The sequence below is a fragment of the Arthrobacter sp. Soil_C_49 genome (assembly GCF_057656635.1).
Genome location: NZ_JBDGJZ010000012.1, coordinates 1 through 17,686, shown reverse-complemented (window position 1 = coordinate 17,686; position 17,686 = coordinate 1). Strand labels below are relative to the sequence as shown.

Sequence of the window (17,686 nt, the reverse complement as noted above, 5' to 3'; positions counted from 1 at the left end):
TTCACGTGAAACAGGAAGGGATGCCACGAGCGGTTGTGGCTGCTGCCGCGCAATAGCGAAATTCCTGTTGGCCCCGAATATACTCTTGACCGGACCCGGGCAGAACGGCCAATCATGCGGGTCCTTAGCCGTACCTTCTGCACGGGCTGACGTGCAAGGGAGACCCTCGAGATGCAGCGCCCGAGACTGAGTCCAGAGATCCGCGGTGTTGTTGCTTCATCGAGACTGGGCTTGTGCTGCACTGCTGACGCGCGGGCCATCACACACGGGTACGCCCTTGAATGGGAGGACCAAGGGATACCAGAAGGCTGGGTCCAAAACGGCACAGACCACTATTGCATCCTGGCGAGGATCGCGACTGAGTGCAGGGCGGCACTGGGACGTGCCCTGCATATGCGCACAACGTGAATTTCGCGCCTAGCCCCGGCGGACTTCGCGTTTGCCCACAACTCCAAGACCGGCACGTCTATTTGGCTCAACTCTGATGCCCCACATCCAGGGATCACGTCCCAGGACCTTGGCTACTGCGCGATGAGTCCTCTCCTATCTCGCCCTTCTCCTGGACGGAGGTGCTTTCGGACGATGACTGTGTGTAAGTTGTGGAAATGGTGGCAGGCTTGTGCTCCGCGAAGGGGTCGCGCCAGTAGAGGCCCCCGTTGCTGTCCTCACCGAAACGACAGGGCCAACGAAGTATGTAGCGGTGGGCGGTGGGCACACAGTCAGCTTGCGACAGCCCGTGATCCTCGCGGCGTTCGTGCGATGGCACCCCCGGTTTCATGTGAAACAATGCGGCGGCAGCACCAAGGAGACAGGTCTAACAGTCAGAAAGACCTCGTCTAGTAGCGGGCCGATGCACTGCCCACCGCGGTCCGCCGCCGATAGGTCCCAGGCAGCCTCCCCTTGGCCAGGGCTACGAACGGTATGACCAACAGCGGATGACCGCGACAATGCTCCAGTCGGCCTCTCAAGTGACCGTTACTCTATCCTCGAATCAGGAAAACTGTGATAAGCCCCCGCAGCCTGCTTACGAGCTCAACATACGTGTGGAGGGGCGGTCCGCGAGTCGACCGGCCAATATCAACCGCTGACGTCAACATCTCGGAATGTTGCTTCCCCATAATGGAGAAGGTGAGGTCTCGGTGAAGTGGTGGACAGGAGTTCAAGATCCGATGACTGTAGAGGTCCGTCTCCTATTTGGTGCGCGGGGCCCAGGGCTGTCGGGATCTGAGCCCTTCTTCGCGCCTCCATATAGTGCCTGCCGTTTCACGTGAAACATAGAAACCTTCCAGCACGGCGGCAGTTTCACGTGAAACGAAAGGCCGTAGCCGAGCGCGGGCAATAAAGCGGCGGTCACTTGGACATGTGATTGGTGACAGATGCCAGACCAGTGAAGAGAAGCTCAGGTTCCAGCGATGACACCACACCAATACCGGCGGACCAGTAGCAGGCAGGCGCTACTACCAATGCATGCTGAGGCGCATGGTGACGACAAAAAGGGCGGCCACCGCTCGAACGAGCAGTGGCCACCCTTTAGAGATGCTGAACCGCCAGCACCTGCTGTTGCTTAGGAAAGGACGTCGGCAAATTCCTTTTCGAAGAACTGCTTTGGCTTTGCGCCGATAACAGTGCTCTTCACTTCGCCGCCCTGGAACAGGTAAACGGCAGGAATGGAAGTGATGCCGTATTCGGCCGCGATGGCGGGGTTGTCGTCAACGTTCAGCTTCACAACATCGACCTTCTCGCTGTACTCCACGGAGATCTCGTCGAGGATAGGGCCAAGCTTGCGGCAGGGACCGCACCATTCGGCCCAGAAATCAACAATAACCGGCTTTTCAGAGGACAGTACGTCCGTGCCGAAACTTGCGTCCGTTACATCTTTGGCGTTGCTCATAACCTTGTTTCTCTCTTCCTCTTCAATATCGCTTTACAGATTTAGGCGGGCAGGTCTGCGAGGTAATGCTCCACGTCGATGGCTGCTACGCAGCCTGAACCGGACGCAGTGATGGCCTGGCGGTACGTGGGATCAACAACGTCTCCGGCAGCAAAGACGCCGGGAAGGCTCGTCTTGGAGCTCCTCCCCTGGACGGCGATGGTGCCCGCGGGGGTCAGCTCCAGGACGTCCTTCACAAGGTCGGTCCGGGGATCGTTACCGATCGCGACAAAAACACCCGTGACGGCAAGATCGGAAACCGTACCATCAACCAGATTCTTCAACTTCAGTCCGGTGACTTTGCTTTCGCCGATGACGTCATCAACAGTGCTGTTCCAGATGAAGTTGATTTTCTCGTGGGCCAGCGCGCGGTCTGCCATAATCTTGGACGCTTTGAGCGAGTCGCGGCGGTGAACAACCGTTACCGATTTCGCAAACTTGGTGAGGAACAGTGCCTCTTCCATGGCCGAGTCTCCCCCGCCGATGACTGCGATGTCCTGGTCCTTGAAGAAGAAACCGTCGCAGGTTGCACACCAGCTAACGCCGTGTCCGGAAAGCCGTTTTTCGTTGGGCAGGCCAAGCTCGCGGTAGGCGGAGCCGGTGGAGAGGATTACTGCCTTTGCCTGGAAAGTTTCACCGGTCGCGATGGTGACCTTCTTGACGGGTCCATCCAGCTCAAGCGACGTTACGTCCTCGAACTGGATCTCGGTGCCGAAGCGCGCGGCCTGCTTCTCGAAGTTCTCCATCAGGTCCGGACCCATGATGCCTTCCGGGAATCCCGGATAGTTTTCCACGTCAGTGGTGTTCATCAGTTCCCCGCCGGCGGTGACGGAACCTGCCAGCAGAAGGGGCTTCAGGTTGGCGCGGGCAGTGTAGACAGCTGCCGTGTAGCCAGCCGGGCCGGAGCCGACGATGATGACATCACGTACATCCGACGCGGTGTTTTCTGCGATGGTCACTGGACGGTGAACCTCTTCCTTTTTAGACGCGCCCCGCCTTGGAGGCCGGCCACATGGCACAACTGATACTGCTGGCTGAATATTCCGGCGCCCAATCACGGAGGAATGCCGGCAGGCAGCACTACGCCAGCTCCGTCAGGCGCTCTTTCAAGATTACCGTCCCCATGCAAAACGAAAGTGCCGCCGTCCGCTGGTGCGGACGGCGGCACTTAACCGGGCCGGCTCGACAGACCCGGACAATGCGGTCAGGCGTTACTGGACCTTGATCTCGGCAAGTCGGAGGCCGTATCCATAACGCGTCTTGGGAGCGGCCAGCCGGGGCAGCGAATTGATCGAAACGATCACATACTGTGCCTGTACGGGCTCCGCCAGCGGGATGTTCAGGTCCGTGGAGGTGAAGCTGTTTGTTCCAACAGCCTTGGCCCCGTCGATGGACGGACGGTCGTTGGTGTACACGGTGATGTTTCCGCCGGAGCCGCCGAGCTGCGAGAGTGTGATGGAAGAGACAGTGGCGGAACTCTTTAGCTTGACCACGAGCGGCACACCCTGGGGTGCGAGGCCGCCCCAGTTTTCGGTGGCAAATTCCATGTCTGACCAGTAGCTGGCAGCGTTGCCGTCGTAGGCCTTCACCAAGTCCCGGTCGAACGTGGCGGCGAAGTCGAAGTTGCCCTGCCGGCTCACTTCTTCGATGGCGGGCGGCACAACAGGCGGTGCGGAAGTTGGCGCGGGGGTCGCCGCAGAAGAGCCTTCGGGCGCATTGCTGATAGTGCCGGCAGCAGTCGGGTTGGCCTGGGGCTGCGAAGAAAACAGGCTGCCAAGATTGGTTACGGCGAAAATAAGCCCGGCAATGAGGACCACGGCCAGGAGCCCGCCCACCAGCCAGCGCATGGATCGCGGTTGGCGTTCGGGAGCATCCTGGTCGTCGTCGTCATAGTCATCCCGACCGGCGTACGAGGCACCTGCGGCGGCGCCTGAAGCAGCGGCGGGAGCCGCCTGCCGTGCAAAGACCGGAGACTTCTTTTTGACGGGCCGCGGGTCTTCTTCCACCGGGGCGTCCTCGTATAGGTCCTGGTCACCGGTATTGGCGTAGTCGTCCTCGGACCACAGCGAGACCTTCGGTTTCCCGGATCCGGACCCGGCCGGGGAGACGAAGGCCTCGTCCTGGTCAGAAGCGCTCGACGGGAAGCTGGCGGTGGCCGGCTCCTCGGACTGAACCGCGGGCCTGGTGGACGGACCCGAAACGCCCGATGAAGCGGCGCCGGCAGCGGCGCCAGCGGCAGCCCCACCCAGCGCAGAGGAGCCGGAAGGCCTGCGCCCAGCGGCGGGGGCCGCCGCGGGACGTGCCGGCGCCCGGGGCGGTACTACGGGCGCGGTACGGTATGGATCAACCTGGCTGGGGTGGGTGTCCGAGTACTTGATGTAACCGGCGTCGACGTTTTCTTCGTCATCGTCGTAGGGCTCGGGTTCATGGGAACGGGGCTGCCCAAAAATCTCGCTGCCCAAAGTGTCCGTGAAGAACGGCTCGACGTACGGAGGGTTGGACGCCACTACAAGATCCAACAGGTCTGCGGCGGAGGTGTGGTTGGTGATGAGGTACGTGGCGGCGGCGGTGACGCCGAGGTCCAGCACCTGGACGTTCCCGGGACGCTCCCCCGTGGCAACTTCGCGGGCGCTCTGGGCGACCTGCTCAGTGTTCTCGGGGCCGGCAACCAGGATGCTGACCGGACGGTTAAGCACCTGGTCCACACCATCCAGCACCAGATCGTGGTCGTGCGAGGCCAATACGGTGGCTGTGACCTTGTAACGGCCGCCCAGTACTGATCCGACATCGATCGGGTTGGACACGTGTTCCTCCTAGACTGTCCGGTATCGCCGGCTCGGGTGACGCAACCACCGTCAAGGGGCCAGCGCCAGGCTGACCCTTGAATGTAACTACCCCTGTTCCCTTTCGATCCTAGCCGATCCCGCCCAACGGACCGTGGACAAAGGCAGCGGGAAACCGCCGCAGCATCACTTTTTCCGTGGCCGCCGCGGCTTGAAATGCGGGTTCTCGCCGGCCTTGCCCTGGAAGGTGCGCCGGCCGGGCAGCGGGATCTGTTCACGCAGCAAGCCGCCCCGTGCGGTACTGGGCTGGTCCTCACTGGGGAGGTAACCGCCGTCGGACGTCCCGGTGCCGGCATCGGCAGGCGGCTGCGGGGACCCGTCCCGCTGCGGAGCGGGGCCTGCACGGAAGGACACGGCGTCGAACTCTCCGGAAATACGCGGAATGAGGCCGGTGTCCACCGAGGTGGTGGCGCGCTCCGGCGCGGCTGGGCGACGGTCTCCGGAGGGCGCATCCGGTGAAGAGTCCGACGGCGGTTCCCCGCCGTCCGCGGATGGCGCGGCAGGTCCCCCGCGCCCCAGCCGGCTCATCAGGGGCCGGAGCAGGTCGCTCAGTTCTGATACCCGGAACAACTTGAGCAGGAAGAAGTACGCCACCAGCATGACCGGGCCCACCACGATCACCGTGATCAGCGCTGTGATCCGGTCGTGCCAGGCGAAACCTGCCGGGCTGTAGCTGCCCATGAGCCAGAGTGCGCCCGCACCAGCGATGGCGGAACCCAGCGCGGCGTAGCCCATCCGGATGTAGGAGTTGGCGATCCGTGCCCCGTCCAGGTGGCCCAGGAGCCGGCGCAGGAAGTACGCGCTGATGACCACCGAGAGAATGTTGCCCACCATGTAAAGGACAGCGATGGCATAGATGATCTGGTTGACGGGCAGGAACTGGATGGCAAACGCCCCGGCCACGTAGACAACGGCGAGCAGCAGCTGGATGTAGAACGGCGTGCGGGCGTCTTCGTTGGCGTAGAAGACGCGGGACATCATGAAGTTGGCACTCATGAACGGGGTGCTGAGGGCGAGGATGGTCAGTGTCTGGGCCAGCATCACGCCGTCCTGGCGGATGCCACCGGAGAAGAACATGCCCAGCGGGCCCGCGAGGGCAAAGAGTGCCAAGGCTCCGAAAACCGTGGCGACCGCCATGGTCCGCAGGCCGTGCGAGAGAGCGTCCCGCAGTTCGGCCCGGTTGCCGTCCTGGGACGCCCGTGTCATCCGGTTGAACAGGACCGTGGCCAGGGACAGGGCAATGATGGAGTGCGGCAGCAGGTACAGCTGGCTGGCCACCTCCAGCACCGCGTTGCCCGGCAGCATGCTTGCTGCGGGGTCGCCCGCCTGCTGCAGCCGGAGCCGCTCCGCGCCGGGAATGGTGGCGATACGCATGACGTACAGGAAGGCAAGCTGCCCGACGGCGGCCGTCAGCAGCGTCCAGACGCTCAGCTTCGCTGCCTGGCCCAGTCCCACACCGCGCCAGCCGAACCGCGGCCGGAGCCCCAGTTTCAACCGGATCACGGGAATCATCAGGATGGCTGTCTGCGACACCACTCCAATGGTGGAGAAGCCGGCCACGAAGAGGGTTTGGGTGTCACCCCAGTTGTCCAGGGTATGCGGGCTGAACTCGTTGGTGCCGAAAATCCAGATGAACATGCCCAGCCCGGCGATCGCCACCAGGTTGTTGAGGATGGGCGCCCACATGGCAGGCCCAAACGCGCCGTTGGCGTTCAGGACCTGGGTGAGGAGGGCGTAGAGGCCGTAGAAGAAGATCTGGGGCAGGCACCAGAAGGCGAACGTTACCGCCAGTGCCTTCTGCTGCGGCGAATATCCCTGCGTGGTGAGCTCAATGACCCAGGGCGCGGCCAGCGTCACCAGGGCCGTGAGCCCCAGCAGGAGCAGGACAGCCAGCGTCAGCAGCCGGCTGATGTAATCCGCACCCCTGTCCGGAGCCTTGCTTGCCTTGATGATCTGCGGCACCAGGACGGCATTGAACACACCGCCGGCCACCAGCAGGAAGATCAGGTTGGGCAGGTTGTTGGCATTGATGAACGTGTCGTTGACCGTGGATCCGAGACCCAGGGCCGTGCCCAGCATCCAGGTCTTGCCGAAGCCCAGGAAACGCGACACCAGCGTCCCCGCGGCCATGATGGCGCTGGAGCGGGTTTCGCTTGCACCTGCAGGGCCCGGCTGGGCTACATCGGGTGCGGCCGGCTCCGGAGGGACGCCGTCGGGCGCCGCGTCATCTGGCCGGCTGGACCTGTCGGAAGGAAAATTGGAAGCTGACATCGAGTTCATCGTCTCACCCGCCGCAGCCGATTACCGCACTGCGGGTGCCGGCGGTGCGGCCCTACAGGTGTTCGGGGAGGACTTCCCGGGCGAGGTCGGCGATGCGGCGCTCGTTGGGGAAGGACAGTTTGCGCGCGAGTTCCTGGATGGGAACCCAGGCCACATCCACCGCTTCCTGGTCCGGATCGTTCTCGATGGTGAGCTCGCCGCCGGTGGCACGCAGGAGGTAATGATGAACCGTTTTGTGGACGCGGTGGCCGCTGACGGTAAACCAGTAGTCGATGCTTCCCAGCGGCGCGAGGATGTCCCCTTCGATGCCGGTTTCCTCGGCAATCTCGCGGACAGCGGCCTGCTCGTTGTTTTCCTTGCCCTCCGGATGCCCCTTGGGCAGGCACCATTCCAAACGTCCCCCGCGGTTAAGGCGGGCGATGATCGCCACCCTCAGTTCGGCGTCGGACGTGTCCACTACGACGCCGCCGGCGGAGACTTCCTCCACCGTAGGCAGCGAGGCCGGTGCCGAATGCTGGGCAGGCGCAACATGCGCACCGATTGCCGACGGCAACGGTGCGTTTGTCCTCCTGCCTGGAGCGCTCGGTACTGGATGGGCCATGGAGTCCACTCTAACGACTGTTGCCCCTCCGTGATGACCGGAACATGACATCAACATGGACGGCATATGACGTACTTTGCCGGGCGCGGACGGAATCAGCAGGATCTTGACAGAATTTTGGCCTGCGCCGCTGCTGGTTTCTGACAAGCTTAAGTAACTATGGCGCACGCACATCACAAGACTGAATCCCACACCGTCGATTTCCAGGTGGCCCCGGTGGTCCTGGAGCTCGGCCAGCGCTTTGTGGATGCCGGCCACGAACTGTCCCTGGTGGGTGGGCCGGTGCGTGACCTTTTCCTGGGCCGGACCTCGCCCGACCTGGACTTCACCACGGACGCCACGCCGGACCAGACGGTGGCCCTTATTAAGAGGTGGGCGGACAACTACTGGGAGATCGGGCGCGCCTTCGGCACTATCGGCATGCGCAAGGCCGGCTTCCAGATCGAGATCACCACCTACCGGGCCGAGGCATACGATCCTGAGTCGCGTAAACCCGTGGTGGCCTTCGGCTCGTCGTTGGCCGACGACCTGCTCCGCCGGGACTTCACCATTAACGCCATGGCCCTCAAACTGCCGTCCCTGGAACTGGTGGACCCGTTCGGCGGCGTGAAGCACCTGCATGCCTCCGTCCTCGCGACGCCGGGGGCGCCCGAGGCGTCATTTTCCGACGACCCGCTGCGGATGATGCGTGCGGCCCGCTTTGCCGCGCAGCTGGGCGTCTCGGTCCGCGACGACGTGCGGCAGGCCATGACGCAGATGGCCGAACGGATCACCATCATTTCCGCCGAGAGGGTCCGGGACGAACTGGTCAAGCTGATTTGTGGGTCGCAGCCCAGGGCGGGGATTGACCTTCTGGTGGAAACGGGGCTGGCGGAGTTTGTGCTGCCGGAGGTGTCCGCGCTGCGGCTCGAATCCGATGAACACCACCGGCACAAGGACGTCTACCAGCATTCGCTCCAGGTGCTGGAGCAGGCGGCGGAGCTGGAAACGGACGCAGAGGGCCCCGTGCCGGGGCCGGACTTTGTGCTGCGTTTCGCAGCATTGATGCACGACGTCGGCAAGCCGGCTACGCGGCGCTTCGAACCGGGCGGCGCGGTGAGCTTCCGCCATCACGACATGGTGGGTGCCAAACTCACCACGAAGAGGATGAAGGCGCTGCGGTTCGACAACGACTCCATCAAGGCGGTGGCACGTCTGGTGGAACTCCACATGCGCTTCTACGGTTACGGGGACGCGGGTTGGAGCGACTCGGCAGTGCGCCGCTACGTCACCGACGCCGGGCCGCTGCTGGAACGGCTGCACCGGCTGACCCGCTCCGACGTCACCACCCGGAACCAGCGGAAGGCCGAGCGCCTGGCCTTCGCCTACGACGACCTCGAGGCACGGATCGCCGCACTGCGGGAACAGGAATCGCTGGATGCAGTCCGCCCCGATCTCGACGGAGCCCGCATCATGGAGCTGTTGGACCTGAAGCCGGGGCCGGTAGTGGGCCGGGCTTACAAATTCCTGCTCAACGAGCGGATGGAACACGGACCGCTGCCCGCGGAGGAAGCGGAGGCCAAGCTCCTCCGCTGGTGGGCCGAACAGCCTGAAGCAGCACCTGCCGCAGCCGGGACCGGAACCTCTCCTGCCGCCGTCGACCTTTCCCCTAAGGAGTCCAAGTGACCAACCCTGCCCTAGCCCCCCGCCCCCAGCTCTGGATCCTGCGCCACGGCGAGACCGAGTGGTCCAAGAGCGGGCAGTACACCGGACTCACTGACCTGCCGCTCACTGTGGAAGGCGAGCAACAGGCGGTGGAGGCCCGGAAGGTGCTGGACCCTGTCGATTTCGACCTGGTGCTGACATCGCCGTTGCGGCGCGCCCGGCGCACCGCCGAACTCGCAGGTTTCCCGGATGCGCAGCACGAACCGCTCGCCGTGGAATGGAACTACGGTGACTACGAAGGCATCAGCTCGGACCTCATCCGCAAAGACAACCCGGATTACCTCATCTGGACCCACGGCGTGCCCAACGGTGAGACGCTCGACGAGGTGGCGGCGAGGGCGGACAAAATCATCGGCCGCGTGCTCGAATCCGGAATGGATAACGTGCTGATTGTGGCCCACGGGCACTTCTCCCGGATCCTGACGGCCCGCTGGCTTGAACTCCCGCCCGCGGAAGGGCGGCACTTTATTCTCGGCACTGCGAAAGTGTGCACCTTGGGCTGGGATAAAAGGACGCCGGCAATTGTCCGCTGGGGCCTTTAGGAAGTAATTCCCCAACTTTTTGAAAAGTATTGCGAATTAGGTAGCCACGGGCCATAACCGTGGTGTAGTTTTATTCCTGACCCCAGAGCCTCTTGCCGGGGTCACGGCGCACGTTGCTTCAGCAGTCAGCTTGAACAACGGCAGAGCAGAAAAGGAGGTTGGGAAAATGATTACTTTGACTAGCGGATGGAAGACTGCCATCACCGCGGCCCCGGCCTCTGATGCGTTTGCACGCCGATTTCGGGGCCCTGCCGGCTCCTAGCCCCTGCGCCTCCTGCCGGCTCTGACGCCGGCGGCGGTGCTGCGGCTTGCCCGCGCGGATGTCTTTCCCCTAAGTGCATCTGGTGACCCTGTGGGCACCACTTCATCACGGGATAACTTGCCCTCTTTTAGCCCCCACTGGCTGCCTATTCCGCAGCTTCAACACGGTGCTCATTTAGTGGCATTTCCGCGCCGATAAACCGCGGCTAATTCACATTGTCCTATTGCAGTGCAATCTGCTGCGCCCCAATTCACCACTCCATACGGTGCTATGGGGGTTTAATTGTCGCGCCCATTTTTCGGGCCTATCAATTCGAAAGGAGGTGACCACCATGATCAAGAAACTTCAACAGTTCCTCAGTCCCCAACGAAGAAGGCGCACCAGCCGGCGGCAGTTCAACAGTCCCCTGCTGGAAAAGCGGCGGGAAGACGTATTCGTCCTGATGCACCAGCAAATGAGCGGCCTCCGCTGACCCCTGGACCGGGGCCGGGAGGACCGAATGAAGCACTTCCAAGCGGCACAGGAGCCCACGCGGTGGCGCGTGGGCTCCTTGCCGTGCCCTCGATAACGCCGGAGGCTTCGGTAAGCTCGATGGCATGCAGGAGAACCAGCCGCCGGAGCATGGAGGGCGGTCCCGGCTGGTAGTCCCCAGCCGCAGTGACAGTCTCCTGCGCAACTTCACTGAAGTCATCGGCGGCCCCCTGGGAACCCGCTCCGCGCCGGGCATCATCCCGCCCGGGATCTTTACCGTTGAACGCGTCCTGATCATCCTGACGGTCCTGGCTGCCCTCGCCGGGATCCTGGTCAAGGGGTACTGCCGGGTTAATGGCTGGGAATCCCCCACGCAGTTCTATGCCACCTGCTATTCGGACTTTCCCGAGCTGTTCCGGAACCGGGGGCTGGCGGAAGGAACGTTTCCGATCCTTGGTGCCGGAAGCCAGTTTGAGTATCCTGCCCTGACCGCCCTGATCGCCGGGGTAACGGCCCGGCTGGTCCCGGGGAACGGGATATCGGATGCGCGGGTGCTCGGCTACTTCGACATCAACGTCACGCTGGTGGCCGCTGTCACCGTGGTGGCGGTCCTGGCCACCGCCCGGATGACCGGCAGGCGGCCCTGGGATGCCGCCATGGTTGCCGTGGCCCCCGGCATCGTGCTGGCCGGCACCATCAACTGGGACATGTGGGCCGTGGCCCTGCTCGCCGTGGGTATGTACTTCTTCTCGCGGCAACGGCTGGTGCTTGCCGGCGTCTTTATTGGACTGGCCGCGGCCACCAAGTTCTATCCGCTGCTGGTGCTGGGCGCCATCCTGCTCCTTGCCCTCCGCACCGGACGGTTCCGTCCGTTCCTTGTCACGGCGGGGGCGGCCGCCGGTGCCTGGCTGGCCGCCAATCTCCCCTTCGCCGCCGCCAACCCTGCCGGGTGGCTCTACTTCTTCCAGTTCAGCGCCGACCGCGATGCCGGCTACAGCTCGCCCTGGTTTGCCTACAACCTGGTTGCAGACCGGCTGCGGTGGTTCCCCATCAGCCCGGCCGCCGTCGACCTGTTATCCCCCGGCCTTTTTCTGCTGTCCTGCGCCGCCATCGCCGCAGTCGCCCTGACCTCCCCGCAACGGCCCCGCCTGGCCCAGCTTGCCTTCCTGATCGTGGCGGCGTTCATCCTGACCGGCAAGGTTTATTCACCGCAGTATGTGGTGTGGCTGATCCCCCTGCTTGCGCTGGCCAGGCCGCGCTGGCATGAATTCCTGATCTGGCAAGGGATCGAAGGCCTGCATTGGGCAGCAGTGTGGATGTACCTTGGACAGGTGACCAGCGCAGGTTCCTCCCAGCACAACCTGGATATGCCCTACTACGTCCTTGCCGTGGCTGCGCACATGGCGGCGGTGGGCTACCTGATGCTGCGCGTGACCTGGGACATCTATAAGCCGGACTACGATCCCATCCGGCGGCACCACCTGGATGATCCGCAGGGCGGCCCCTTCGCCGGTGCGCCTGACTGGTTCCGGCTAAGCCCTGCCGGTTCCCTCCTCCCGTGGAAGGAAAGATCCAATGCCTGACGTTGTGGTGGTGGGTGCTGGACCCAACGGACTGGCCGCCGCCGTGGTGATGGCGCGTGCCGGCCTGTCAGTGGAACTCTTCGAGGCCGGCGCAACGATCGGCGGGGGCACCCGGACCAGTGAACTGATGCAGCCCGGGCATTTGCACGATGTCTGCTCGGCGGTGCATCCGATGGCAGTCGCGTCCCCGTTCTTCAAGGCCTTCGAACTTTTCCGCCGGGTCAACCTCATCACCCCCGAGCTGTCCTACGGCTCGCCCCTGGATGGCGGACGCGCCGCCCTCGCCTACCGGTCCCTGGACAAGACGGCTGAGGGACTGGGACGCGACGGCGAAGCGTACCGGCGGTTGATGGCCCCCCTCGTCCAGCGGATCGACGACGTTATGGACTTTACGCAGAACCAGCTTCTGCGCCTCCCCCGAAACCCGCTGGCGGCGGGCATCTTCGGGCTGCGGACTTTGGAACAGGGGTCAGGAGTATGGAACGCGCGGTTCAAGGAAGAACTGGCACCCGCTTTGCTTTCCGGTGTGGCCGCCCATGCCATCTCCCACCAGCCGTCCCTCGCAGCTTCCGGCGGCGGGTTGATGCTGGGGGCACTGGGACACGCGGGCGGATGGCCTATTCCGGAAGGCGGATCAGCGTCCATCGCTGCGGCCATGGCCCAGGACCTCATCAATCACGGGGGCGTAATCCACACCCATACTCCGATTGACCGGCTTGAGGATCTTCCCCCTGCGCGTGCCACGTTGTTGAACGTGGCCCCGCAAGGGCTGCTGAACATGGCTGGCCATGCCCTTCCCACGAGTTACCGGGGGGCTCTGGAGTCCTTCAGGTACGGGAACGGCTCATGCAAAGTGGACTTCATCCTTTCGGGACCCGTGCCGTGGACGGCACCGGAACTGGCCGACGCCGGAACGGTCCACGTGGGCGGCACCCGTGCAGAAGTTGCCCGCTCCGAGAACGAGGTCAGCGCCGGCAAACACCCGGAACGGCCCTACGTACTGGTGGCCCAGCAGTCAAGCTTCGACGCCAGCCGCGCCCCCGCCGGCCACCACACCCTCTGGGCCTACTGCCACGTCCCCGCCGGATCAACGAGGGACATGACGGAGGCAGTGACGGCCCAGATCGAACGGTTTGCCCCCGGCTTCCGGGACCTGGTGGTGGAGTCCAAAGCCATCACCGCGGCGGGACTGGCGAAGTACAACCGTAACTACGTGGGCGGGGACTTCAGCGCCGGGACCATGGACCTGTTAAACCTGGTCCAGCGGCCCGTCGTCTCCCGCGTCCCCTGGCGGACACCGTTGCGCGGGGTCTACCTTTGTTCCTCTTCAACCCCTCCCGGCCCCGGAGTTACAGGCATGCCGGGCTTCCATGCCGCAAGGTATGCCCTTCAGGACATATTTGGCGCGGGGATCCCGTCATTGGGCTTCGACGGAGCCTGATCCCTGCTGCATCCCCTGCCGCCTCCTCGGCCCTTGGCAAAACTGACCGCAGAAACCGGGAGATAATGGCGCGATGGGGATATCTACAAAACTGTCATTGGGCATCGCTGCCGTCATTCTTGGAACATCGCTGGTGGCGTGCGATGACGGCAGGAGCGGCGCCGAAGCCGCCGCCAAACAGCTTGCCACCGCCGTCTCCGGGCTGGACGTGGGATCGGTCGCCTTCGACGGTAAGGATTCGGCAGCCGCGAATGATCAGCTGAAGAGCGTTTTCGCCGGCCTTGACCCCTCGAAGCCAGCTGTTGAGGCCGGTGAACTCACGCTTGAGGGCGACAATGCCTCAGCACCTCTGAATTACACCTGGAACTTCGGCGGTGCCGAATGGAAGTACACCCTGTCCGCGAAATTCAAGAAGTCCGGGGACAAATGGCTCACCGTCTGGGACCCTGCCGCCCTGGCCCCGGGCCTGGCGGACAGCGAGATCCTGACCAAGGGGTCACAGTCACCCCAGCGCGCGGACATTCTGGGTGCCGGCGACGTGCCCCTGGTGACATACCGCCCCGTGGTGAATGTCGGCATCGACAAACCGCAGCTGGGCGCGGCGGATCCCGCTGATTCCGCCGGCAAGCTGGCCGCCCTCGTGGGAGTGGATCCCGCCGCGTACACCCAGCAGGTGCAGGCCTCCGGTGCCGAGGCTTTTGTGTCCGCGATAACGCTGCGCGACGAAGGCCGAACCATCACCAATGAGCAGATTGCCGCCATTCCCGGAGCGCGCGCCATTCCCGCCAGCATGCCGCTTGCTCCCAGCCGCACGTTTGCCCGGGCAGTCCTCGGCACCGTCGGTGAAGCCACTGCCGAGCAGATCGAGGCATCGAAAGGCGAGCTGACAGCGGGCGACGTCACCGGCATTGGCGGGTTGCAGCAACAGTACGACGAACAGCTCAGGGGAACGGACGCCGTCGTGATCCGTGCCCAGCGGGCGGACCTGACGCGGGAACAGATCCAGTCCGCCGCCACGGACCCGCGCCGGGTGCTGTTTGAACTGAAGCCCACGCCGGGAACACCGCTCAAGACCACCCTGGATCCCACGCTGCAATCGCTGGCCGAGACCACCCTTGAAGGCGTGGAACCGGCTTCCGCGATTGTGGCGCTGCGGCCATCCACCGGCGCCGTCCTGGCCGCCGCGTCAGGGCCGGGCAGCAACGGCTACAACACCGCCATGCTGGGCCAGTACGCACCGGGTTCCATCTTCAAAATGGTGGACTCGCTGGCGATGTTCCGGAACGGCCTGACCCCGGATTCGAAGGTCGAGTGCACACCCACCTTGAACGTGGAGGGGCGGACCTTCAAAAACGCCGAAGGGTATCCGGAGAGCTCCCTGGGTTCGGTGACTCTTCGCGATGCCTTCGCGCACTCCTGCAACACGGCCTTCATTGCGGCGCGGGAGAAGGTCTCCCAGGGCCAGCTTGAAGCAGCAGCCCTGGCGATGGGTATTGCTGTTGAAGCGCCCACCCTCGGCGCCGATGCCTTCCTGGGGTCCGTCCCCGGCGAGGCCGCCGGCACCGAACATGCCGCCTCCATGATTGGCCAGGGCAAGGTGCTGCTCTCACCCTTGGCCGCTGCCATGATGGCCGGCTCAGTTGCCAAGGGTGCTCCGGTTGCCCCGCAGCTTGTCCTGAATCCCGACGCCGGTGCTGCCGCCGAGGGAACCACCAGCGGGTCCTCTGTACCGCCCGCGCAGCCTTCAGCGACAGCCAGTGCCGAGGCGCCGTCCCAGGCTTCCGGGAATCCCATCACCGCTGAGGAAGCGGCGAAGCTCGCGGACATGATGCGTGCAGTGGTCACGTCCGGCCATGCGGGTTTCCTCGCCAGCGTTCCTGGCGCACCCGTAGGGGCCAAGACCGGCACTGCGGAGTTCGGCAACGAGAATCCGCCCAAGACCCACGCCTGGATTGTGGCGGTACACGGCGACCTCGCGGTGGCTGTGTTTGTGGAGGACGGCGGCCTGGGCGCAACAACCTCCGGCCCGTTGCTGCAGAAGTTCCTCACCGCCGCCGGCTAGGAATTTTTGTCCAGATATGCAGGCTTGCAGGCCCACTAAGTCGGCTTAGCTGGACAAAAAATCGGGTGCTTGGCTCGTGGGAAGATGGAACGTGTGGCCCATATTGACGTTTCCGGCATTGATTACTTCCTCTCCGACGGCACACAGCTGCTCAACGGGGTGACCTTCAAGGTCCCGGACGGCACCAAAACGGCTCTGATCGGGCCCAACGGCACCGGCAAGACCACGCTGTTCCGGATCATCGCCGGAGACCTGGTACCGGACGAGGGCGTCATTGGCCGCTCCGGGAACATGGGCATCATGCGCCAGTTCGTAGGCCAGGTCCGCGATGATTCGACGGTCCGCGACCTGCTGGTTTCCGTCGCACCGCCGGCCCTTGCAGCTGCTGCCCGCGAGGTTGACGAGGCGGAGCTGGCGATGGTGGAGCACGACGACGAGCCCAGCCAGATGCGCTACGCCCAGGCCATCGTGGACTGGGGGGACGCCGGCGGCTATGACGTCGAAACCGTCTGGGACGAAGTCTGCATGGCCGCGCTGGGACTGCCCTTTGACCGCGCGCAGCACCGCCCGGCGTCGAGCCTCTCGGGCGGTGAGCAGAAACGCCTGGTGCTCGAAGCGCTGTTTGCCGGCCCTGACGACCTGCTGCTGCTCGACGAGCCGGACAACTACCTGGACGTGCCGGGCAAGCGCTGGCTTGAGGACAAGCTCAACGAGTCCAAGAAAACGGTCTTCTTCATCAGCCACGACCGTGAGCTGCTGAACAACGCCGCAGGACGCATCGTCACCCTCGAGCCCGGGATCAACGGGGCCGGAGCCTGGATCCACGGCGGGGGTTTCGGCTCCTACGTGGAGGCACGCGCCGACCGGAACGCCCGCTTCGAGGAACTGCGCAAGCGATGGGACGAGGAGCACGCCAAGCTCAAGGAACTCGTCAACATGTACAAAAACAAGGCGGCGTTCCGCTCCGACATGGCCAACCGGTACCACGCCGCCCAGACCCGGCTGGCAAAATTCCTGGAGATCGGGCCGCCCGAGGCGCTGCCCATTGAGCAGAACGTGCAGATGCGGCTCAAGGGCGGCCGCACCGCCAAGCGGGCCATCGTCGCCGAGAAGCTGGAATTGACCGGCTTGATGAAGCCCTTCTCCACCGAAGTGTGGTTCGGCGACCGCGTGGGCGTCCTCGGATCCAACGGCTCGGGCAAATCCCACTTCCTCCGGCTGCTGGCCACCGGCGGTACGGATCCGGAGCGGGAGCACCTGCCCGTGTCCGACGTCGAGATCGCCGAAGTGCCGCACGAGGGCACCGTGAAACTCGGCGCCCGCATCCGGCCGGGCTTCTTCGCCCAGACCCACGTCCGCCCGGACCTGCTGGGCAAGACGTTGCTGGGAATCCTGCACCGCGGCGATGAGCACCGGTCCGGGCTGGGGCGTGAGGCGGCAGCGGGCGCACTCGACGGATACGGGTTGGCCGGGCAATCAGAGCAGAAGTACGAATCACTGTCCGGCGGGCAGCAGGCTCGGTTCCAGATCCTGCTGCTGCAGCTCTCCGGTGCCACGCTGCTGCTCCTCGACGAGCCCACCGACAACCTGGACCTGCATTCCGCGGAGGCCCTTGAGCGGGCCATCGACCACTTCGAGGGCACCGTCCTCGCCGTCACACACGACCGCTGGTTTGCCCGGACCTTCGACCGCTTCCTGGTGTTCGGATCCGACGGGAAGGTCTACGAATCGGACGAGCCGGTGTGGGACGAGAAGCGGGTGGAACGCGCCCGCTGACCCCACAACCCTCTCTCACTTAATGCGCGTTTTTCGCTAACGCTCCCGCACCGGTGCGGGAGCGCTGGTGCTTGAGGCGCGTCAAGTGAGAGAGCGTTGGCCGTTAGTCCGCACAAGTGAACTGGTCCCCGGTGGTTGGACTGGCTAAATGGGATTCTAGGCTGCGAGGGTCTGGGCCCGGTATTGCACCG

The 17,686-nt window shown here is 64.2% G+C and carries 12 protein-coding genes; 7 read left to right on the top strand and 5 right to left on the bottom strand.

Annotated elements, in window-relative coordinates; translation table 11 throughout:
- Positions 1–1,564: 1,564 nt before the first annotated feature.
- The 5 genes from trxA to AC3A4Z_RS17110 all read right to left on the bottom strand — a co-directional run bounded on the left by trxA (position 1,565) and on the right by AC3A4Z_RS17110 (position 7,606).
- Positions 1,565–1,891 carry a thioredoxin gene (trxA, locus tag AC3A4Z_RS17130; protein ID WP_050057123.1) on the bottom strand — a complete coding sequence of 109 codons (327 nt, stop codon included), beginning with the start codon at positions 1,889–1,891 and terminating at the stop codon, positions 1,565–1,567.
- A gap of 41 nt (positions 1,892–1,932) precedes the next feature.
- Positions 1,933–2,889, bottom strand: coding sequence for a thioredoxin-disulfide reductase (gene trxB, locus AC3A4Z_RS17125; protein WP_498712844.1), 957 nt, complete (start codon positions 2,887–2,889; stop codon positions 1,933–1,935).
- 252 nt (positions 2,890–3,141) lie between these two features.
- Positions 3,142–4,734, bottom strand: coding sequence for an ABC transporter substrate-binding protein (locus AC3A4Z_RS17120; protein WP_498712843.1), 1,593 nt, complete (start codon positions 4,732–4,734; stop codon positions 3,142–3,144).
- 165 nt (positions 4,735–4,899) lie between these two features.
- Positions 4,900–7,044, bottom strand: a complete 2,145-nt coding sequence (gene murJ, locus AC3A4Z_RS17115; protein WP_498712842.1) for a murein biosynthesis integral membrane protein MurJ — start codon at positions 7,042–7,044, stop codon at positions 4,900–4,902.
- 61 nt (positions 7,045–7,105) lie between these two features.
- Positions 7,106–7,606, bottom strand: coding sequence for an NUDIX hydrolase (locus AC3A4Z_RS17110; RefSeq protein ID WP_050057127.1), 501 nt, complete (start codon positions 7,604–7,606; stop codon positions 7,106–7,108).
- 207 nt (positions 7,607–7,813) lie between these two features.
- On the opposite strand from AC3A4Z_RS17110, the gene AC3A4Z_RS17105 reads away from it, so the two are divergent.
- The 7 genes from AC3A4Z_RS17105 (at position 7,814) to AC3A4Z_RS17075 (ending at position 17,495) form a co-directional block, all read left to right on the top strand.
- Positions 7,814–9,319, top strand: a complete 1,506-nt coding sequence (locus AC3A4Z_RS17105; RefSeq protein ID WP_498712841.1) for a CCA tRNA nucleotidyltransferase — start codon at positions 7,814–7,816, stop codon at positions 9,317–9,319.
- The gene (locus tag AC3A4Z_RS17100; protein ID WP_050057129.1) at positions 9,316–9,900 is read left to right on the top strand and encodes a histidine phosphatase family protein; all 585 of its coding nucleotides are present in this window, start codon (positions 9,316–9,318) and stop codon (positions 9,898–9,900) included. The genes AC3A4Z_RS17105 and AC3A4Z_RS17100 overlap by 4 nt, the downstream gene beginning before the upstream one ends.
- A gap of 593 nt (positions 9,901–10,493) precedes the next feature.
- Positions 10,494–10,634: a hypothetical protein gene (locus tag AC3A4Z_RS17095; RefSeq protein ID WP_498712840.1), complete on the top strand. Its 141-nt coding sequence runs from the start codon at positions 10,494–10,496 to the stop codon at positions 10,632–10,634.
- A gap of 124 nt (positions 10,635–10,758) precedes the next feature.
- Positions 10,759–12,216, top strand: a complete 1,458-nt coding sequence (locus AC3A4Z_RS17090; RefSeq protein ID WP_498712839.1) for a glycosyltransferase family 87 protein — start codon at positions 10,759–10,761, stop codon at positions 12,214–12,216.
- Complete coding sequence (locus AC3A4Z_RS17085; protein ID WP_498712838.1) at positions 12,209–13,657, top strand: phytoene desaturase family protein; 1,449 nt, start codon at positions 12,209–12,211, stop codon at positions 13,655–13,657. The genes AC3A4Z_RS17090 and AC3A4Z_RS17085 overlap by 8 nt, the downstream gene beginning before the upstream one ends.
- A 73-nt stretch (positions 13,658–13,730) precedes the next feature.
- The gene (locus AC3A4Z_RS17080; protein WP_498712837.1) at positions 13,731–15,719 is read left to right on the top strand and encodes a penicillin-binding transpeptidase domain-containing protein; all 1,989 of its coding nucleotides are present in this window, start codon (positions 13,731–13,733) and stop codon (positions 15,717–15,719) included.
- Between the two features lie 93 nt (positions 15,720–15,812).
- Positions 15,813–17,495 (top strand): ABC-F family ATP-binding cassette domain-containing protein, encoded by a 1,683-nt coding sequence (locus AC3A4Z_RS17075; RefSeq protein WP_498712836.1) that lies wholly within the window; start codon positions 15,813–15,815, stop codon positions 17,493–17,495.
- Positions 17,496–17,686 lie beyond the last annotated feature (191 nt).

Coding starts and splice junctions, on each gene's coding strand:
- trxA (WP_050057123.1), bottom strand. CDS start 1,891: ATGAGCAACGCCAAAGATGTAACGGACGCAAGTTTCGGCACGGACGTA.
- murJ (WP_498712842.1), bottom strand. CDS start 7,044: ATGTCAGCTTCCAATTTTCCTTCCGACAGGTCCAGCCGGCCAGATGAC.
- AC3A4Z_RS17105 (WP_498712841.1), top strand. CDS start 7,814: ATGGCGCACGCACATCACAAGACTGAATCCCACACCGTCGATTTCCAG.
- AC3A4Z_RS17095 (WP_498712840.1), top strand. CDS start 10,494: ATGATCAAGAAACTTCAACAGTTCCTCAGTCCCCAACGAAGAAGGCGC.
- AC3A4Z_RS17090 (WP_498712839.1), top strand. CDS start 10,759: ATGCAGGAGAACCAGCCGCCGGAGCATGGAGGGCGGTCCCGGCTGGTA.
- AC3A4Z_RS17085 (WP_498712838.1), top strand. CDS start 12,209: ATGCCTGACGTTGTGGTGGTGGGTGCTGGACCCAACGGACTGGCCGCC.
- AC3A4Z_RS17080 (WP_498712837.1), top strand. CDS start 13,731: ATGGGGATATCTACAAAACTGTCATTGGGCATCGCTGCCGTCATTCTT.